This is a genomic window from Paraburkholderia silviterrae, from assembly GCF_004353915.1.
Lineage (GTDB): Bacteria > Pseudomonadota > Gammaproteobacteria > Burkholderiales > Burkholderiaceae > Paraburkholderia > Paraburkholderia silviterrae.
In genome coordinates this window covers 292,145-308,985 of sequence record NZ_SMRP01000009.1, presented here as the reverse complement: position 1 = coordinate 308,985, position 16,841 = coordinate 292,145, and the positions used below count along the sequence as shown (strand labels likewise).

Genomic DNA, 16,841 nt, shown 5'->3' with positions numbered 1-16,841 from the left:
GCAAAGAAAAGTAGGCAAAAGAAAGCCGCTCAAACCGCTAGTGTGACGCAGTACACCACTAACCTTTAGTCGGAGTGGCTCCGGGGCGTCTGTCACCACGCGTCGTCAAACGGAGTGACTAAGGGTTCATCCATCCGGCGGCGCTGCGCGCGCCGTGGGGTATAACCAAAACCAGTGGGACGCACGCGATTTCGTAGTACTCCCGTGTATTTGCTCGGCAGTACTATCGTGTATTCGCCGGCAGCAAGCCCGATTTTCCTTGCAGACCCTTCCGCCCGCGCGTAGCGCGTGGCGGGAAGGATGAGCCCTTTGTCACTTACGCGGAGTGTGCGGGGTGACGGATGCTCCGGAGCCGCTCCGATTTACAGGGCAGTGGTGGACTGCGTCACACTGGCGGTTTGAGCCGCTTTCTTTTGCCTACTTTTCTTTGCGGCTGCAAAGAAAAGTAGGTGCCGCCCCGCACAGGGGCAACACCAATATACCGACATGAAAACAAGGAAAGGCCAAATCAAAAAGAAAAACAATTCCTATACCAACAAATCAACCGACCTCAACACATTCCGCGTCTCAGGCGAATCAGACCTCTGCGCACCATGCACGGCCTCCACCAGACACTCAATAAAACACTCAGCAGCCACACTCAAAGGATATCCACTCCTCGAAATAATGCTCACCTTCGCGTCCTCGAGCTGCTCGCGCACGGGCACGGCACACAACCCTTCCCGCGAAGCGCTCACCTCCACAAGCGGCCACGGAAACACGCTAGCCATGTCGCTCTGCCTCAAAAGCGCAAGCGCGATTGAAAACGAATGCACGAGATGAATCTTGCGCGGCACGGGCAGCGCATGCTGCTCAAACATATTCTGCGCAGACGGCCCATCGTTCGCGGGATCCCAGGTCAGCAGCCAATCGAGATCGCACAAATCTGCGAGCGATCGGCAATTCGCACGCGGATGATCCTGCCGCACGACAACGGCACACGACGACGAAAACAGCGGCCGATAGTGAAACTCCACACCAGGGTCCCCCGGCGTCGGCCTGCCGAGAAAAAAATCGAGGCTCCCATCGCGCAGCCGCGGATTCGCAATCGGCAGCAAGCCTTCAAAAAACTCCAGACGAATGTCGGGCATGCGCTCGGTGAAGCGCTTCATGGTCTCGGGGAGAAACGTCATCGCAAGCCACGGCGTAATCGCTATCGACAGCTTGCCGCTAGCCGTGCCACGCATGGCATCGACCGCCTCCTGCGCACGCGCCATCTGGACGATCATCAGCCGCGCATGAACTAGCAGGGTTTGCCCGAATTCCGTCAACGTGACGCCAGACGATGTGCGCACCACGAGCGGGATCTGAGCGTCTTCTTCGAGCTGGCGCAGGCTCTTCGTAATGGCGGCTGGCGATGCATCGAGCGCGCGCGCCGCGCCGCGAATGCCGCCGGCGTCCGCAACGGCAACGAGCGTTCTGAGTTGATGGAGTTTCATGCGCTCACTGGTGGGTCTCGTTTCCGGGGATGTGTTAGCCGCAGGTTGCCACGTTCACGATTTTAGCTCTCCCTGGGCGCTTTCTGTCGCGATACGTTAGCACCAGCTGTTCACTTTATGAATACACGGAGACGCTCACGATGACCGATTTGTCCGATATCCACGCCAGCAGCAGCGAGATGATCGAGTTGCGCCAACACATTCACGCGCATCCCGAGCTCGGCTACGAAGAATTCGCCACGAGCGATCTCGTGGCGCAGCGTCTCGCCGATTGGGGCTATGAGGTGCATCGCGGGCTGGCAGGCACGGGCGTGGTAGCGACGCTGAAAAGCGGCACCGGCTCGCGCCGCATTGGCCTGCGCGCCGACATGGACGCGCTGCCGGTGCATGAGCAGACCGGCCTGCCATATGCGAGCCGTCATGCGGGCAAGATGCACGCGTGCGGTCACGACGGCCACACGGCCATGCTGCTCGCCGCAGCGAAGCATCTCGCGCAGTCGCGCAACTTCGACGGTACGCTCAACCTGTTTTTTCAGCCCGCGGAAGAGGGCCTCGCGGGCGCGCGGCGGATGCTCGAAGACGGTGCGCTCGAACGCTTTCCCTGCGATGCCGTGTTCGCCATGCACAACATGCCGGGCTATCCGGCCGGCAAGCTCGGCTTTCGCGCGGGCCCATTCATGGCGTCGGCGGATCAGGTCGCGGTGCGCGTGACCGGCGTGGGTGGCCACGGCGCCATGCCGCACAAGACGGTCGACCCGGTGGTTGTGTGCGCGGCCATCGTGTTCGCGCTGCAAACGGTGGTCTCGCGCAACGTCGCGCCGCTCGACATGGCCGTGATCACGGTGGGCGCGATTCATGCTGGCGAAGCATCGAACGTGATTCCCGACGAAGCACGCATGGCGATCTCAGTACGTGCGCTGCGTCCAGAAGTGCGCGATGAGCTCGAGCGCCGCATCAAGGCGGTCATCGCGGCTCAAGCGGCCGTCTACGGCGCGAGCGCGGAAGTCACCTATGAGGCCAGTTATCCGGTGCTCGTCAACGACACGGAAATGACGGCTTTCGCCGAAAAAGTCGCGCGCGACTGGGTGGGCGATGCCGGAATGGTCGAGGACCTTGCCCCTCTCACGGGCAGCGAAGATTTCGCGTGGTTCCTGCAGCGCTGCCCGGGCTGCTATCTGATCATCGGTAACGGCGATGGTGAAGGCAGCTGCATGGTTCACAACCCCGGCTACGACTTCAACGACGACATCCTCATGACCGGCGCTGGCTACTGGGTACGTCTCGTCGAAAGCTTTCTGGTCTGACCCGATTCGCGTGCCGGCGGCGCGGCACGTTTGTGTCGCGCAAGCCGCTTGATCATTGCTAAGGACAATTTATGAAACGTACAGCGCTTTCGTGTTTCTTCCTGCTGGCCATGCTGCCCCTTGCGGCGGCCGCCCAGGATCCGCAGGTCATCCGTTTCGGCGTGGACCCGAGCTATCCGCCGATGGAGTCGAAGGCGCCAGATGGCAGCCTTCGCGGCTTCGATATCGAACTCGGCAATGCGATCTGCGCGACGCTCCATGAGAAGTGCGTGTGGGTCGAGCAAAGCTTCGATGGCATGATTCCCGCGCTCAAGGCCCGCAAGTTCGACGCGATTCTGTCCGCCATGTCGGCGACCGAGGCGCGCCGTCAGCAGATCGATTTCACCAACCGCATTTACAACGGCCCCTCGGCGCTAATCGCACGCGCCGGATCGAAGCTTCAGCCAACCGCGCAGGGCTTGCAGGGAAAGCGTGTCGGCGTTGTGCAGGGATCGACGCAGGAGGCGTACGCCAAGGCGGAGTGGGCGCCGCACGGCATAACGGTCGTGGCGTATCAAGCCCAGGATCAAATCTATGAGGACCTGGCGACCGGGCGGCTCGACGCCGCGTTTCAGGCGGCCGTGCAGGCCGATTACGGTTTTCTGAGGACCCCGCGCGGCAAGGGCTACGCCATGGCTGGCGATCTCGTGAATGACCCGCGTCTCGCAGGCAATGGCGTGGCCATTGGCGTGCGCAAGGGCGACGCGGCACTCGAATCGCGTATCAACGATGCGATCAACACGATCCGCAAGAACGGAACTTATCAGCAGATTGCCGCAAAGTATTTCCAGTTCGATATCTACGGCGATTGAGTTGCTGTCTGCCCAGAGAAAATTCTTATAACGATGGTTTAGGAGATCTGAATGAAGAAAGTTTGGCTTGGAGCGTGCATGTTGGGCACGATGGGAGCGTTGGCCGGGTTCCACACGGCGGCTCACGCGCAGGGCAGTGTGACGCTGTACGGGATCGTCGACGAGGGGATCGACTATACGAGCAACGTACTGGGGCACTCGCAATGGAAAATGTCAAGCGGCGACGCACAGGGCAGCCGCTGGGGACTCAAAGGCAGTGAAGATCTGGGAGGCGGTTATAAAGCGGTCTTTCAGCTGGAAAATGGCTTCGACGTGAATAGCGGCCGGTTGATGCAAGGAGGCCGGATGTTCGGCCGCCAGGCCTGGGTGGGCGTGTCGAACGATTCATACGGAACGCTGAGCCTGGGGCGCCAGTATGATTCGCTCGTCGAGTTTCTGGGGCCGCTCACGGCAAACGGCAACTGGGGCGGCTATCTTTTCGAGCATCCCTACGATAACGACAATACCGACAATTCGTTCCGCCTGAATAACGCCGTGCAGTATTACAGCGCGAATTTCGGCGGCTTCCAGTTCGGCGCGACCTATGCGTTCTCGAACAGTCCCGGACAGGTCTCGACGAACAATGCGCAAAGCGTAGGTGCGAGTTACGCGAACGGCGGCTTCACCATCGGCCTTGCCTATCTGAACGTAACGAACCCCGGCGTGAATTCCGCCGGCGCGGTGGCGACGAACGACGCGGGTTTCTTCGCCGAACGGCAGCGCGTATTCGGCGCCGGCATCAACTATGCGCTGGGCAATGCGACGGTCGGCTTCGTGTACAGCCATACGGACCTGCGCAATCCAACCGCCTACGCCTACATTAGCGGATCCATCGTGCCGCCCGGGCAAAGCGTGTCGTCATTGAAATTCGACAACTTCGAACTGTCGGGGACTTATCATGTGACCCCGGCCTTCATGCTCGGCGCGATGTACGACTTCACGCAGGCGAAGCTCGATGCTTCGGGCGGATCGTCGAAGCCGAAATGGCACACCTTCGGTTTGATGGCGGACTACAACCTCTCGAAGCGCACGGACGTCTACGTGATGGCAAGCATGCAGAAGGCCGTGAGCGCACACACGGGCACGGCTTTCGACGTTGCGTATACGGGCGGCGCCGACGATTCGTCCACCAGCAACACGCAAACCGTTGCGCGTATCGGCATCCGTCACAAGTTCTGAGTGCCGCCACCGTGGTCGCCTGAAGCCTCAGGCGACCACGCGCAGCATGCTCTCGTTGCGTTGCTGCTGTTCCTTGCCTCGCGTAACCAGCCAACGATGGAAATGGCGGCAGTGGGGCCGGTCGAATGCGTTCGGCTTCCATGTGAGGAAGTAAGGCGAAGGCAACGAGAGCCCGAGCGCGAAAGGCATGACGAGGCGGCCGGCGGCCAGGTCGTCGCAAATCATCGAGCTTTGGGCGAGCGCGAAGCCGTAGCCGTCGATGGCCGCCTGAATCGCCACGCTCGAGATCGAGAGCACCAGGTGGTTCTCGTTGAGCTCGCCGCAATCCACTTCGTTCGCGATGAACCATTCGCGCCACGACGGCGGCGAGGCGAACTTCGGCAGCCAGTCCACCGATATCAGCGGGTAGGCGAGGAGGTCCGCGGGGCGCTCGAGCGGCGCGCCCGATTCGAGCAGGCGCGGGCTGCACACGGGCACCACGCAATCGCGAAAGAGCTCGACGGTGTTCTCGGCATTCACGACCCGCTCGCCATAGCCGATGCGAAAGTCGATTTCGTAGCCGTCCGGCGACGGCTCCGTGTGTGTGCCGTCGAGATACACGCTGAGATCGGGGTGCTGGCGCTGCCATTCGAGCATGCGCGGGGCGAGCCACTTCGACAGTAGCGAAGGCAGCGCGCTGATGCTCAGATTACGCGTGTTTTTCGCGCGTTCGATTTCGGCGTGCGCGACGCGCAGGCTCTCGAATGCCGCCGCGCAACTTTCATGGTACTGCCGGCCAATCGCCGTGAGCCGCAGCCGCTTGCCGTCCTTTTGCGTGAGATGCAGCCCGAGCGTGTCTTCGAGCAGCTTGATCTGCTGGCTGACCGCGCCTGCGGAGATGCCGAGGCGCCGTGCCGCTTCGGTGATGCCGCCGCACCGGCCTACCGCCTCGAAAACCTGTAGCGCGCGTAACGGTGGAAAGGTGTTCGTCGTCATTTCGTCATCGTCCAGGTCGTCGGCGGCTATTCACGTTTTAGAAACTCTAAACGAACAGGCAGGTTTTTACATCTATTCTTTTGTGTTCTGGTTTTTTATCCTTGGAAACCAGTCGGATGTGAGCGGCCTGCACAGCGCAGCTAAAGGGCGCAAACAGACGAAAGACGAAAACGGACTAGCGGAGGCAAGGCAATGTTTCTAAAAAATGCGTGGTACGTGGCGGCATGGGATGCGGATGTAACGCGCGAGCTCGCGCCGGTGACCCTGCTGGGCGAGTCCATCGTGCTGTATCGGCGCGAGGACGGCACGCCCGTCGCGCTCGAAAATGCGTGCCCGCATCGCAAACTGCCGCTCTCGATGGGCCGGCTCGTGGGCGATCAGGTCGAGTGCGGCTACCACGGCCTCACCTTCGATTGCGAGGGCGCTTGCGTGCGCGCCCCGGGCAGCCCGAGGATTCCGCCGGGTGCGAAGGTGCGCAGCTACCCGTTGGCGGAGCGCTACGGGCTGCTCTGGATCTGGATGGGCGAGCCGGCAGAGGCCGATCCCGCAAACATCGTCCAGATCGACGAATGGGGCGACCCGGCCTGGGGCATCAATCGCGGCGACGCGATGACGGTGGACTGCCACTATCTTTACGTCACCGACAATCTGCTGGACCCCTCGCACGTTGCATGGGTGCATCGGTCTTCATTCGGCAACGCGGCGTGCGAAGCCGAGCCGCTCAAGACCGAGGTTGCGGCGCACGGCGTGACGGTCTCGCGCTGGATGCGCGACGTGGAGGTCGCGCCGTTCTATGCGCAGTTCGTGCGCTTCGAAGGGCGTTGCGACCGCAAGCAGCATTATGAGGTCCGCTTTCCGTCGCACGCGATCATCAAGGCCGTTTTCACGCCGGCGGGAACGGGCGGCGACGACGCGCCGCTTCATGCCGACGGGTTCCTGATGAATTCCTATAACTTCATGACGCCCGTGAATGCTTCGCAGACGCGCTATTACTGGTTTCAGACGCGCAACTTCGCGCCGGACGACGAGCAGGTGTCGCGCCAGTTCGATGCGGACGTGCGCCATGCGTTTGAAGAAGACCGCGTGGTGTTGCAGGCCGTTCATGCGGGCATGCAGAACGCGCGCACGCCGAACATCGATCTCGCGATCGACGCGGGACCGCTGCGCTTCAGGCGCGCGCTCGGGCAGATGATCGAGCGCGAGCAGCAAACCGAAACGCAAACTGAAAAACAGGCACAGCCCGTGGCGGTGCCGGTTCACCTCGTGAATCGCGAGCGCGCGGAGCAGTGAAATGAACGACGTCGTCAATACGGGGGTGGCATTGGCGAGCCGCGCACCCTTGGGCTTTCGGCGCTTGCGCGTGAGCGGGCGGCGGCGCGAAAGCGCCTCGATCGTTTCGTTCGAGCTCGTGCCCGCCGAAGGCGAGGCCTTGCCGCCGTTCGTGGCGGGGCAGTTCGTTACGTTGCGCTTGCCCTTGCCGTGCGGTGAAAGACTGCTGCGCACATACAGCCTCTCGGGTGACCCCGCAGACGCGGCGCGCTGGCGCATCTCCGTCAAGCGCGAGCCGGCCCCGCCGGGCCGCGACGACGTGCCGGCGGGACGCGGCTCGTCGTACCTGCACGACGCGGTGCACGTGGGGGACGAACTCGATGTGGCCGGACCGTCGGGCGCGTTCGTATGCGGCGACGACACCACGCGGCCCGTCGTGCTCATGAGCGGCGGCGTGGGCCTGACGCCGCTTGTCAGCATGCTGCATCGATTGCGGGCCATGGACGGGGCACGGGAGCGGCGCGTGTATTTCATTCATGCCTGCGAGGATGGCGCGGTGCACGCGTTTGGCCGCGAAGTAGAGGCCGTGGCGGCGGCTTGTCCGAATGTGCATGTGCACGTCTGCTATCGGCAGCCATCTGGCGAGGACCGTCTCGCACAGCGTTTCGACAGCGAAGGGCTCATCTCGCGCGAGACCTTGCAACGCTTGCTGCCGCTCGACGACTACGAAGTGTATCTATGCGGACCGTCCGCGTTCATGCAGGCCAACTGGCGTCTCCTGCGCGGCCTCGGGGTTGCGCGCGAACGCATCCACTACGAGTTTTTTGGCCCCGCCACCGTGCTGGAGGCCGATGCCGAACCCGAACCCGCGCAAGAGGCACCCTCTGACGCGGCAGGGCGCCTCGAGATCGAGCAGGAAATAGATGCGGACGCAACGATAGTAAAATTCCACCCCAATGCGCGCCCGGTTGCGTGGGACACGCGTTGCGAATCGTTGCTCGAACTCGCGGAGCAGCATGGCTACGCGGTGCCTTTCAGTTGCCGCATCGGCATCTGCAATACCTGTGTCACGCCGTTGGCGCAAGGCGGCGTCGAATACACCACCGCGCCGCTCGACCCGCCGCCCGAAGGCAGCGTGTTGCTCTGTTGCGCGAGGCCTGCGGGTAACGTTACGCTGGCGTTGTCCGGGACGCCCACATGAAGCGGTGCAACCCGCGCAGGACGGCACGACCCCATAACACGTTTGACGATCCGAGGACTCCATGAAGCCAGGCTTTCCCGTCGAAGCGGATTTCGACGCCCAGCGCCAACATTTCCTTCACGCCGCGCAATCGGCGGGCGCCACCGTAACGAGCTATGCGCACCCCCTCAAGGGCCCGAAGGGCGAAGCACTCGCGACAGACGTCGCCTGGCTCGGCGATCCGGGCGCGTCTCGCGTGCTGGTCGCCATCTCGGGCACGCATGGCGTGGAGGGCTATTACGGCTCCACGTGCCAGACGCAATGGCTGCACGAGCTGGCCGCGCGGACCTTGCCCGACGACGTCGCCGTGATGATGGTGCACCTGATCAATCCGTGGGGCACCGCGTGGGTCAGGCGCGTGAATGAAGACAACGTCGATCTGAATCGCAACTATGTCGACTTCGGCGCGCAGTTGCCGGTCAACGCGCGCTATGAGGAACTGCACGAAATTTACGCCTGCCGCGATATCGAAGGACCGCAACGCAAGCAGGCCGATGCGCGGCTCGCGAGCCAGGTCGAATTGCTCGGCTGGTCGGGCGTCCAGGCGATCGTGGGCGCAGGCCAATATCGCCATGCGGATGGGCTCTTTTATGGCGGACAGGCGCCCACCTGGTCGAACCGGACCTTGCACGAGATCGTACAGCGCTTCCTCAAACAGGCTCGGGTCGCGATCTCGTTCGACCTGCACACGGGCGCGGGTGCGTTTGGCCACCCGATGCTGATGGCGATCGCGCAATCGGCTTATCCCGCGCTGGCCGACGCGCAACGTCTATACGGCCCTTGGCTTTATACGCTGCTCACGCACGCGGATGCCGCCATCAGTGAAACCGGCGTGGTCGCGCGGGCGACGGGCTATGCCTCCCAGGCCTTGCTGGACGCGTTGCCGGACACGCACCTGATGCAGCTTGTGATCGAATGCGGGACCTACCCGGAAGCGCCCATGCACACGGCCTTGCGTGACGACCACTGGCTGCATCTGTATGGCGACCCGCGCGACGCGCGGGGTCGTGCGATCAGCCGTGCGTTGTTCGAGTCGTTCCTGCCCGGCGACGCGGACTGGCGCGAGCTCGTGTGGATGCGCACGCGGCAGATCTGGGAGCGTGCGCTGGCGGCGCTGCCTGGTATCGAGCCCACGCAGGCCTCTTGAAGCGGTGTTCATCAAGCGGGCCTCATAAACCGGGCCTCATAAACCGGGCGTCGATCTGCTAGTATCGCCGCGTGAACGTCCATGCCCGCTCCATTCGCTACTTCGACATGATCTGCCGCTGCGGCTCCATTCGCGAGGCCGCGCGGCGCTTGCACGTGGACGGCTCGGCCGTCAACCGTCAACTGCTCAATCTGGAGGAAGAGGTGGGCGCGACGCTGTTCGAGCGCCTGCCCGGCGGCCTGCGCCTCACGGAGGCAGGGCGCCTGTTCGCGCAGCACGTGGTGACGGTGCTCCAGGACGAGCAGCGCGTGGTCGCCGAAATCGAGCGGCTGCAGGGGCTCGAGCGCGGCGAGGTGCATCTGGCCGCCGCCGAAAGCCTCAGTGAGGGGCTGCTGCCCGCCGTGCTCGAGCGCATGGCGAGCCAGCACCCCAAGGTGGCGCTTCATGTTTCCATGCTCGGTTCCGGATCCATCGCGCAGCGTGTGGCTTCGGGCGATGTCGACATCGGCGCGGCGTTCGCCATGAGCGCGCATCCCGATCTCACTTGCGTGGCGAGCGGCCAGTTCAGGCTGGGCGCGGTGATGGCGCCTGGCCATCCGCTTGCAGCGCGCCGGCGCGTGAGCTTCGACGAGTGCGCCGAATACGGGCTCATCATGCCGAATCCCGACGTGGCCGTGCACGCGATCCTCGCGCCGCTCGTGGCGCGCGCGCGGCGGCCCGTGCGCACCGTCGTCAACAGCGGCGCCATCGAGCTGATGCGCCAGCTCGCCATGCGTGGGACCGGCATCGGCTTCCAGACGCGCATCGGCCTGGACGAGGTGTGCGCGGCGGGCCGGCTCGCCTTCGTGCCGCTCGACGAGGCCGACCAGGCGGTCGCCGAACTCGGCTTCTATGTGCGCGCGGCGCGCGCGCTGCCGCCAGCCGTCAATGCACTGCTCGCGATGCTCGGCGAGGCGCTCGAGCGCCTGCTCGAGTCCGAAGCGCGCATGGCCTGAGACGGGCCGGCCAGACGCGGCCCGACTTGACGCGGCCCGACCTGACGCGGCTCGGCCTGACGCGGCCCGGCCTGACGCGGCCCGGCCTGACGCGGCCCGGCACTCTTCTTCCCATCCCCGAGGCGGGCGCTGCAAATAATGCAGCAGGGCGCTGTTTAATCGCCGCTACGCGCGCCGCCTCGATCTCCCTATACTCGAATCACAACAACGATCTGGAGGAAGGGCAGATGCCGCGCCTCGCTGTCGAATCCGCACAAAGCGCTGATCTACGGCATCACACGCTGCGGCGCGTCCCTCTGCAATGGCGCCGCAAGCATGCGCCCGCGCCGCTTCAGTACCGCAACGCCAAACGTACCGCCCCGCCTGATTGCGCGCTGACCTCATGCTGACGTCGCGTTGACGTCACGACTTCCGTCGCCCCCAACACACTGGATGCTCGTCCGCCCGGCACCGCGCGCCGCGCGTTGCCGGGGGAGCGCTCGCGTCCGCATCAGGAGAACAGAAGATGAATCACGAGCCGCATGCCACTCATAACGCACGTTGGCCGCTCGAACTCGAAGTTGTCGCGAGCGTGCCACTCACCGCCGGGATTCGCGGCCTGACGCTCAGGTCCGCTGCTGGCGGCGCGCTGCCGGGATTTTCGGCAGGCGCCCACATCGGCGTGCAAACCGGTGTGAAGGACTCAACCGCCGCATCGCTCGACGACGAGCGCAGCTATTCGTTGATCAACAGTACTGACCAGTCCGGAAAATATGAAATTGCCGTCAAACTGGAGCCGAACGGCCGCGGCGGGTCGCGTCGCATGCATGCGCTGCGGCCCGGCGACCGCATTCGCGCGACCCCGCCGAAGAACGACTTTGCGCTGCACGCCGGGCCTCACGAGACCGTGTTGATCGCGGGTGGCATCGGCATCACGCCGATTCTCTCGATGGCGCGTACGCTGGCCGCCTCCAGCGCACGCTTCCAGTTGCACTACGCCTGCCGTACCCCGGAGGACGCCGCGTTCCGGCAGGAGGTCGCGCGGTCCTGCGGCGCCCACGCGCATTTGTACTTCGATCACGGCGACCCGTCGCGCGGCATGCCGCTCGCGCAGGTCATCGGCTCAAGCGGCGCGGGTGATATGGCCAGGCACTTGTATGTGTGCGGACCGCGCCCGCTCATCGATGCCGTCATCGCAACGGCGCGCGCGCTGCAATGGCCCGCGGACCACGTGCACTTCGAGTTGTTCGGCGCACCCATGGCGGCATCCGGCGACCGCGCTTGCCGCGTCGAGCTGCGGCGCAGCGGTCGGACGCTCGAAGTGGCGCCCGGGCAGTCCATCCTCGACGCGATGATCGCAGGGGGCCTCGACCCGCTCTTCGATTGCCGACGCGGCGAGTGTGGCGTGTGCGCATTGCGCGTGCTCGAAGGCAGGCCCGATCACCGCGATTATGCGCTTGGCACAGAGGAGCGCGAGCACCAGATGTGCGTCTGCGTCTCGCGCTCGCACACGGAAACGCTGGTGCTGGATGCCTGACAAGAGAAACACTTCGTATTCCTGTTGATCAATAACGGAGACACTATGACCTCATTCGTCAAGAACGCGTGGTACGTCGCGGCTTGGAGCCGCGAGGTGGGGCGCACGCTCCTCTCGCGCACGCTGCTCGGCGAGCAGGTGCTGTTGTATCGCCGCGAGGACGGCACGCCCGTCGCGCTGGTCGACCGCTGCCCGCACAAGCTCGCGCCGCTCTCGCTTGGCGAGCTCAAGGGCGACCACGTGCAATGCGGCTATCACGGCATGACCTTCGACTGCACCGGGACCTGCGTGCGCGTGCCGGGGCAGCAGAATATTCCGCCAACGGCGCGCGTCACCGCATTTCCGCTCGTCGAGCGCTACGGCGCCGTCTGGATCTGGATGGGCGACCCCGCGCTCGCGGATGCCGGCACGATCGCCGAGGTGCCGCATTACGGCGACCCCGACTGGGGCCTTGTGGACGGCCAGTACCTGCACTTCCGCTCGAACTATCTGAACATTACCGACAACCTCGTCGATCCCGCCCACACCACCTACGTGCACAAGAACACCATCGGCAACGCCTCGGGCGAGGACGTGGGTGTGAAGGTCGAGCAGGGCGAGTCGCATGTGCTCGCGTGGCGCTGGATCCACAACGCGCCGCCCGTGCCGCTGGTCGAGAAGATGGGTAACTTCAGCGGGCTCACCGACCGCTGGCAGTACTACTACCTGCATCTGCCCTCGACGTCGTACGTCGATTTCGGCTGCATCGACAGCGGCACGGAGCCGACCGAGGACAACAAGGATCGCGGCTTCCGCTCGTTCAGCTTTAACTTCCTGACGCCCGAAACCGCGACCACCACGCATTACTTCTGGCTGCACTTGCGCAACTATCACGCGCACGACAGCGCCGTGTCGGCCGACGTCGCGCGGCTCATGACGCTCACATTCGAGGAGGACGCGGCGCTGCTCGCGCACGTGCAGCGCGAACAGGAGCGCACTGGCGTGCGCGAGTACACGCGGCTCGGTATCGACAACGCACCGGCGAGAATCCGGCGCATGGTCGACCGGCTGCTCGCGCAGGAGGCGGCGCTGGCCGGCTCGCAAGGCGATACGCGGGTGCCGGCCGGCGTGTGCGGCGCATAGCTTTTCGTGCGGCCAGCGTCCGGACACGGCGCGAACACCGTGCGGACACCATGCCGCCATAAACAGATAATTCATAAGGAGAACAGAATCATGACGTTTTCGATCGGCTGCAATGGCCGTGGCGTTCAGCACACGCGACCCGTCTCGGTGGACGAGCAGTTCAGGATGATCAAGGAGTCGCGCGTCTTCGACCACTTCGACCGCATGCCGCAGCCCGGCGAGGAGCGCGAGTACCTGCGCGCCGCGGAGCGCCACGGCATTCCGATCCGCACCGGCCTGTGGTCATACACGGCCGGCCGCGACGAGTCCACGCTCGAACACAACCTGCGCCTGTGCAAGGAGGCGGGCGGCGAGTTTCACAACATCATGCTGTACCGCCACCACGCGAGCGGCGAGGTCGTCAGCGATCAGCAAATCGTGGACTTCTACCTGCATGCGCACGAGCTGGGCCAGAAGATCGGCATCGAGATCGGCTTCGAAGTGCATATCTACATGTGGTCGGAGGATTTGCGCCGCATCTCGCCAGTGGCGCGGCAGGTCCGCGCGCGCGGCGTGCCGTTCAACTTCGTGCTCGATCACTCCCACGTGCTGCTGAAGGTCGAGAACCCCGAGGAGCAGGACGCGAGCGGCATTCGTGAGGACGTGGAGGCGGGCCGCTTGGTGATCGACCCCTACGAACCCGGCAACGTGATTGACGAGTGGATCGGCATGAACATGACCCACTGGCTGCAGATCCGGCCCGTGTCGCCGAACGGGCCGAGGAACCCGTGGCAGCTCAAGGAAGGCGGCACGTATGGCCGCGCCTGCCAGTATCCGTTCTTCCGCCCGGCGCCGGGCGAGTGGCACCTGCCGTGGCATGCCTGGCGCGTGGAGCCCTGCAAGGAGATTGTCCGCCGCGTGCTGCGCCACCACCGCGACACACGCGATAGCCCGCTGCGTTACATCACGACCGACATGATCGACATGCCCGACTACGGCGGCGGTGTGAAGTACTCGCTGTTCGAGCAGAACGTGGCGATTGCCGAGTGGTTCCGCAGCACGTGGCAATCGATCGAGGCCGAGCGCCACGCTGCCTGATACACCGAAAATTCTCGCGACTGAAAACGCTTACATCGCCCGGCGCGCATGTGAACGTATCAAACATTGGATACTCGCACGGACGATCTGCATTAGAGTGGCGGCGAAGCGCAATACGGGAGCGGTGGATCCGATGCGCCTCGCCTTTTGCCATTGTCAGTGCAGCTTGATCGAGGGCCGGCCATAACTGTGCAGCAGCTGGCCCAGCGTCTGGAGCAGCGTGCGTCCGATGCCATGCACGCCTGAAAGGTGCTTGCGATACAGCAGCCGGTATAACCCGGCCGCAGCCGGCCCATCGACGATCACGGCGCGCGCGCTCACACGAAGGTCGGCCTGGTAAAGCGCGCCGGACTGGCCGAGCGAGACCACGGTGCCGGCGTCGCGAAACACGAAGCCCGCGACCGGCTTGCCGGCCAGGCGCTGCGCGAATGCCTGGCTCAGGTAGACCGCTTGCTGGTGCGCGACCTGGGCGCGCGGCGGCAGGTACGCGCTCGACGTGCCGGACGGGCAGGCAGCGCAGTCGCCGAACGCGAACATGTGCGGGTCGTCGGGCGTTTGCAAGGTATCGGTCACGATCACCTGATTCGACGCGCTGAGCGCCAGTCCATCGATTGAGCGCAGCATCGCGGGCCCGGCCACGCCGGCGGCCCAGATCGTCATATCGGCGGGCAGTCGTTCGCCGCTCGAGGTCACGATCGCCTCTTCCTCGACGCGGGCCACACGCGTGCCGGTCAGCACCTCGACATGCAGGCGCTCGAGTTGTGCCTGCGTGCGCCCGGAAATGCGCGGGTCGAGCACCGGCAGCACGCGCGGCGCGCCTTCGATCAGACGAATGCGGACGTCGCGCTCGGGATCGAGCGCCCTGAAGCGATACGCCGCGAGCTGGCCGACTGCGTGCCGCAGCGCCGCCGCCAGCTCCACACCGGTCGCGCCCGCGCCGATGACATTGATGCACACCGGCCGCGCGGGCTGCGTGGGGGGCTGAATAGCGGGCAGTGCAGTGGGCAGTGCAGCGGGCGCATCGGCGAGGTGATTGACCTTGGCGCAAGCAGCCAGGAACTTCTTGCGGAAATCCTCGGCGTGTCCGACATGTTCGAGCGGGAGCGCGTGTCGCGCGGCACCGGGCACATTGAAGAAGTTGGTCACGCTGCCGACGGCCAGCACGAGGTCGTGATAGTCCATTTCCCGTTGCGGAACGATCTGGGTGCCATCCTGATCGACCACGGCGCCGATGGTGGCGATGCGGCGTGCGCGATCGACGGCGCGCAATTCGCCCTGGACGAACTCGAAGCCATGGCGCTTCGCCTGAGCCGCGTATTCGATCGTGTGCGAGGCGGGATCGCGGTGACCGGATGCGGCCTCATGCAGAAGCGGCTTCCAGAAGTGCGTCGGCAGGCGATCGACGAGCACGATTTGCGCCAGCCCGCGCCGGCCGAGCGTGCTGCCGAGGCGCGTGGCGAGTTGCAGGCCACCGGCGCCGCCGCCGACGATGAGGATGCGCGCAGCGTCAGCCGCGCGCGCCTTGGAGGGGAAGTCAGGGATGGGGGCCACGGTTGTCCTCCAGAATTTATTCGGTTCAAATGTCTCGCTACTGGATTCCAGGATATCGTTTCACGTACCAAAGAACAATTTAATGTTTCTAGGCGACCTATATGCATTCACTAATAGGAAAGGCGGCGACGTTCCGGCAACTCAAGGCGCTCGATATGGTCGTGCGCACGGGCAGCGTGTCGCGCGCGGCGCAGGAACTGCATCTGACACAGCCGGCTGTATCACTGCAGATCCGCTTGCTGGAGGAAGCGGTGGGCACGGCATTGCTGCAACGGGTGGGGCGAGGCGTGGAGCTGACGACAGCGGGCGAAATTGTGGGCCGCTATGCGCGCGAGATCTTGCATCTGTGGCGAGATGCGGGCGATGAGGTGGCGGCGCTGAAGGGGGAGTTGGGGGGCACATTGCGCATTGGCGCGATTACGACGGCGGAATATCTGATTCCGCCATTGCTTGTGAGGTTTACGGCGACGCGGCCCCATGTGAAGACGTATTTCAAGGTGGGCAATCGCGAGGAGATCATTCGCATGCTTGCTACGCATGAGATCGATCTGGCTGTCATGGGCAGTCCGCCGAAGGAGTTGCGGACTCACGCCGCAGAGTTTGCCAAGCATCCGATGGTGTTCGTGGCTGCTCCGGAGCATCCGCTCATGCAGCGCAAGCGCGTTTCAATGAAGGATCTGGAGTCGGCGCATTTGCTGGTGCGCGAGCGTGGGGCGGGGACTAGAACGACTGTCGAGGGTCTTTTTAAGGCGTCTGGGCACAGGTTTCATGTGGGATCCGAATTATCTAGTAACGAGGCCATCAAGCAGATGGCTGAGGCTGGGCTCGGTGTGGCGTTTTTGTCGCGGCATGCTTGCGCGCTGGAATTGCGGGCCGGGTTGTTGAAGCAGTTGCCGTTTCCAGGGAATCCCGTTGAGCGCGAATGGTATGTTGTGACGCTCGCGGATCGGCGGATCTCGCAGGTGACTAGCTTGTTTAGGGATTTTCTTGTTGAGCAGGGGGGGCCTGTGATTGATCTCGCGGTGGCGGGTGCCGGTGACCGGCGACGTAAGTAATATTTTGTTGAATTTGGGTGGTATTTCGGTTGTTTTTGGGGTT

The 16,841-nt window shown here is 64.1% G+C and carries 15 protein-coding genes; 12 read left to right on the top strand and 3 right to left on the bottom strand.

The annotated features are described in order from the left end of the window. Positions 1 to 527 precede the first annotated feature (527 nt). Positions 528 to 1,478 carry a LysR family transcriptional regulator gene (locus EYW47_RS20050; protein WP_133196569.1) on the bottom strand — a complete coding sequence of 317 codons (951 nt, stop codon included), beginning with the start codon at positions 1,476 to 1,478 and terminating at the stop codon, positions 528 to 530. A gap of 140 nt (positions 1,479 to 1,618) precedes the next feature. Here EYW47_RS20050 and EYW47_RS20045 point away from each other — a divergent pair, with 140 nt between their 5' ends. From EYW47_RS20045 to EYW47_RS20035, 3 genes are all read left to right on the top strand, one after another. Further along, positions 1,619 to 2,782: a M20 aminoacylase family protein gene (locus EYW47_RS20045; RefSeq protein WP_133196568.1), complete on the top strand. Its 1,164-nt coding sequence runs from the start codon at positions 1,619 to 1,621 to the stop codon at positions 2,780 to 2,782. Between the two features lie 71 nt (positions 2,783 to 2,853). After that, positions 2,854 to 3,633, top strand: a complete 780-nt coding sequence (locus EYW47_RS20040; protein ID WP_133196567.1) for an ABC transporter substrate-binding protein — start codon at positions 2,854 to 2,856, stop codon at positions 3,631 to 3,633. Between the two features lie 51 nt (positions 3,634 to 3,684). Beyond that, the gene (locus EYW47_RS20035) at positions 3,685 to 4,851 is read left to right on the top strand and encodes a porin (protein ID WP_240763809.1); all 1,167 of its coding nucleotides are present in this window, start codon (positions 3,685 to 3,687) and stop codon (positions 4,849 to 4,851) included. A 27-nt stretch (positions 4,852 to 4,878) separates the two neighbouring features. On the opposite strand, the gene EYW47_RS20030 is transcribed toward EYW47_RS20035, so the two are convergent. Continuing rightward, the gene (locus EYW47_RS20030; RefSeq protein ID WP_133196566.1) at positions 4,879 to 5,826 is read right to left on the bottom strand and encodes a LysR substrate-binding domain-containing protein; all 948 of its coding nucleotides are present in this window, start codon (positions 5,824 to 5,826) and stop codon (positions 4,879 to 4,881) included. A 192-nt stretch (positions 5,827 to 6,018) separates the two neighbouring features. Between EYW47_RS20030 and EYW47_RS20025 the strand changes: the two genes are divergently transcribed. From EYW47_RS20025 to EYW47_RS19990, 8 genes are all read left to right on the top strand, one after another. Beyond that, complete coding sequence (locus tag EYW47_RS20025; RefSeq protein WP_240763808.1) at positions 6,019 to 7,116, top strand: aromatic ring-hydroxylating dioxygenase subunit alpha; 1,098 nt, start codon at positions 6,019 to 6,021, stop codon at positions 7,114 to 7,116. A 1-nt stretch (position 7,117) separates the two neighbouring features. After that, positions 7,118 to 8,296 carry a 2Fe-2S iron-sulfur cluster-binding protein gene (locus tag EYW47_RS20020; RefSeq protein ID WP_133196565.1) on the top strand — a complete coding sequence of 393 codons (1,179 nt, stop codon included), beginning with the start codon at positions 7,118 to 7,120 and terminating at the stop codon, positions 8,294 to 8,296. Positions 8,297 to 8,357: 61 nt separating this feature from the next. Beyond that, the gene (locus EYW47_RS20015; protein ID WP_133196564.1) at positions 8,358 to 9,482 is read left to right on the top strand and encodes a DUF2817 domain-containing protein; all 1,125 of its coding nucleotides are present in this window, start codon (positions 8,358 to 8,360) and stop codon (positions 9,480 to 9,482) included. A gap of 71 nt (positions 9,483 to 9,553) precedes the next feature. Continuing rightward, positions 9,554 to 10,477 carry a LysR family transcriptional regulator gene (locus tag EYW47_RS20010; RefSeq protein WP_133196563.1) on the top strand — a complete coding sequence of 308 codons (924 nt, stop codon included), beginning with the start codon at positions 9,554 to 9,556 and terminating at the stop codon, positions 10,475 to 10,477. 26 nt (positions 10,478 to 10,503) lie between these two features. After that, positions 10,504 to 10,866, top strand: coding sequence for a hypothetical protein (locus tag EYW47_RS40950; protein ID WP_165976621.1), 363 nt, complete (start codon positions 10,504 to 10,506; stop codon positions 10,864 to 10,866). 116 nt (positions 10,867 to 10,982) lie between these two features. Further along, complete coding sequence (locus EYW47_RS20000; RefSeq protein ID WP_133196562.1) at positions 10,983 to 11,993, top strand: PDR/VanB family oxidoreductase; 1,011 nt, start codon at positions 10,983 to 10,985, stop codon at positions 11,991 to 11,993. Positions 11,994 to 12,038: 45 nt separating this feature from the next. Beyond that, positions 12,039 to 13,115, top strand: a complete 1,077-nt coding sequence (locus EYW47_RS19995; RefSeq protein WP_133196561.1) for an aromatic ring-hydroxylating dioxygenase subunit alpha — start codon at positions 12,039 to 12,041, stop codon at positions 13,113 to 13,115. Between the two features lie 90 nt (positions 13,116 to 13,205). Continuing rightward, positions 13,206 to 14,192: a xylose isomerase gene (locus EYW47_RS19990; protein WP_133196560.1), complete on the top strand. Its 987-nt coding sequence runs from the start codon at positions 13,206 to 13,208 to the stop codon at positions 14,190 to 14,192. A gap of 156 nt (positions 14,193 to 14,348) precedes the next feature. Here EYW47_RS19990 and EYW47_RS19985 read toward each other — a convergent pair whose 3' ends face one another. Beyond that, positions 14,349 to 15,743: an NAD(P)/FAD-dependent oxidoreductase gene (locus tag EYW47_RS19985; protein ID WP_133196559.1), complete on the bottom strand. Its 1,395-nt coding sequence runs from the start codon at positions 15,741 to 15,743 to the stop codon at positions 14,349 to 14,351. 101 nt (positions 15,744 to 15,844) lie between these two features. Here EYW47_RS19985 and EYW47_RS19980 point away from each other — a divergent pair, with 101 nt between their 5' ends. After that, positions 15,845 to 16,798 carry a LysR family transcriptional regulator gene (locus tag EYW47_RS19980; protein WP_133196558.1) on the top strand — a complete coding sequence of 318 codons (954 nt, stop codon included), beginning with the start codon at positions 15,845 to 15,847 and terminating at the stop codon, positions 16,796 to 16,798. Positions 16,799 to 16,841 lie beyond the last annotated feature (43 nt).

Excerpts from the sequence above, each read along its gene's own strand:
- EYW47_RS20050 (WP_133196569.1), bottom strand. The coding sequence starts at position 1,478 with ATGAAACTCCATCAACTCAGAACGCTCGTTGCCGTTGCGGACGCCGGC.
- EYW47_RS20045 (WP_133196568.1), top strand. The coding sequence starts at position 1,619 with ATGACCGATTTGTCCGATATCCACGCCAGCAGCAGCGAGATGATCGAG.
- EYW47_RS20040 (WP_133196567.1), top strand. The coding sequence starts at position 2,854 with ATGAAACGTACAGCGCTTTCGTGTTTCTTCCTGCTGGCCATGCTGCCC.
- EYW47_RS20035 (WP_240763809.1), top strand. The coding sequence starts at position 3,685 with ATGAAGAAAGTTTGGCTTGGAGCGTGCATGTTGGGCACGATGGGAGCG.
- EYW47_RS20030 (WP_133196566.1), bottom strand. The coding sequence starts at position 5,826 with ATGACGACGAACACCTTTCCACCGTTACGCGCGCTACAGGTTTTCGAG.
- EYW47_RS20025 (WP_240763808.1), top strand. The coding sequence starts at position 6,019 with ATGTTTCTAAAAAATGCGTGGTACGTGGCGGCATGGGATGCGGATGTA.
- EYW47_RS20020 (WP_133196565.1), top strand. The coding sequence starts at position 7,118 with ATGAACGACGTCGTCAATACGGGGGTGGCATTGGCGAGCCGCGCACCC.
- EYW47_RS20015 (WP_133196564.1), top strand. The coding sequence starts at position 8,358 with ATGAAGCCAGGCTTTCCCGTCGAAGCGGATTTCGACGCCCAGCGCCAA.
- EYW47_RS20000 (WP_133196562.1), top strand. The coding sequence starts at position 10,983 with ATGAATCACGAGCCGCATGCCACTCATAACGCACGTTGGCCGCTCGAA.
- EYW47_RS19995 (WP_133196561.1), top strand. The coding sequence starts at position 12,039 with ATGACCTCATTCGTCAAGAACGCGTGGTACGTCGCGGCTTGGAGCCGC.
- EYW47_RS19990 (WP_133196560.1), top strand. The coding sequence starts at position 13,206 with ATGACGTTTTCGATCGGCTGCAATGGCCGTGGCGTTCAGCACACGCGA.
- EYW47_RS19980 (WP_133196558.1), top strand. The coding sequence starts at position 15,845 with ATGCATTCACTAATAGGAAAGGCGGCGACGTTCCGGCAACTCAAGGCG.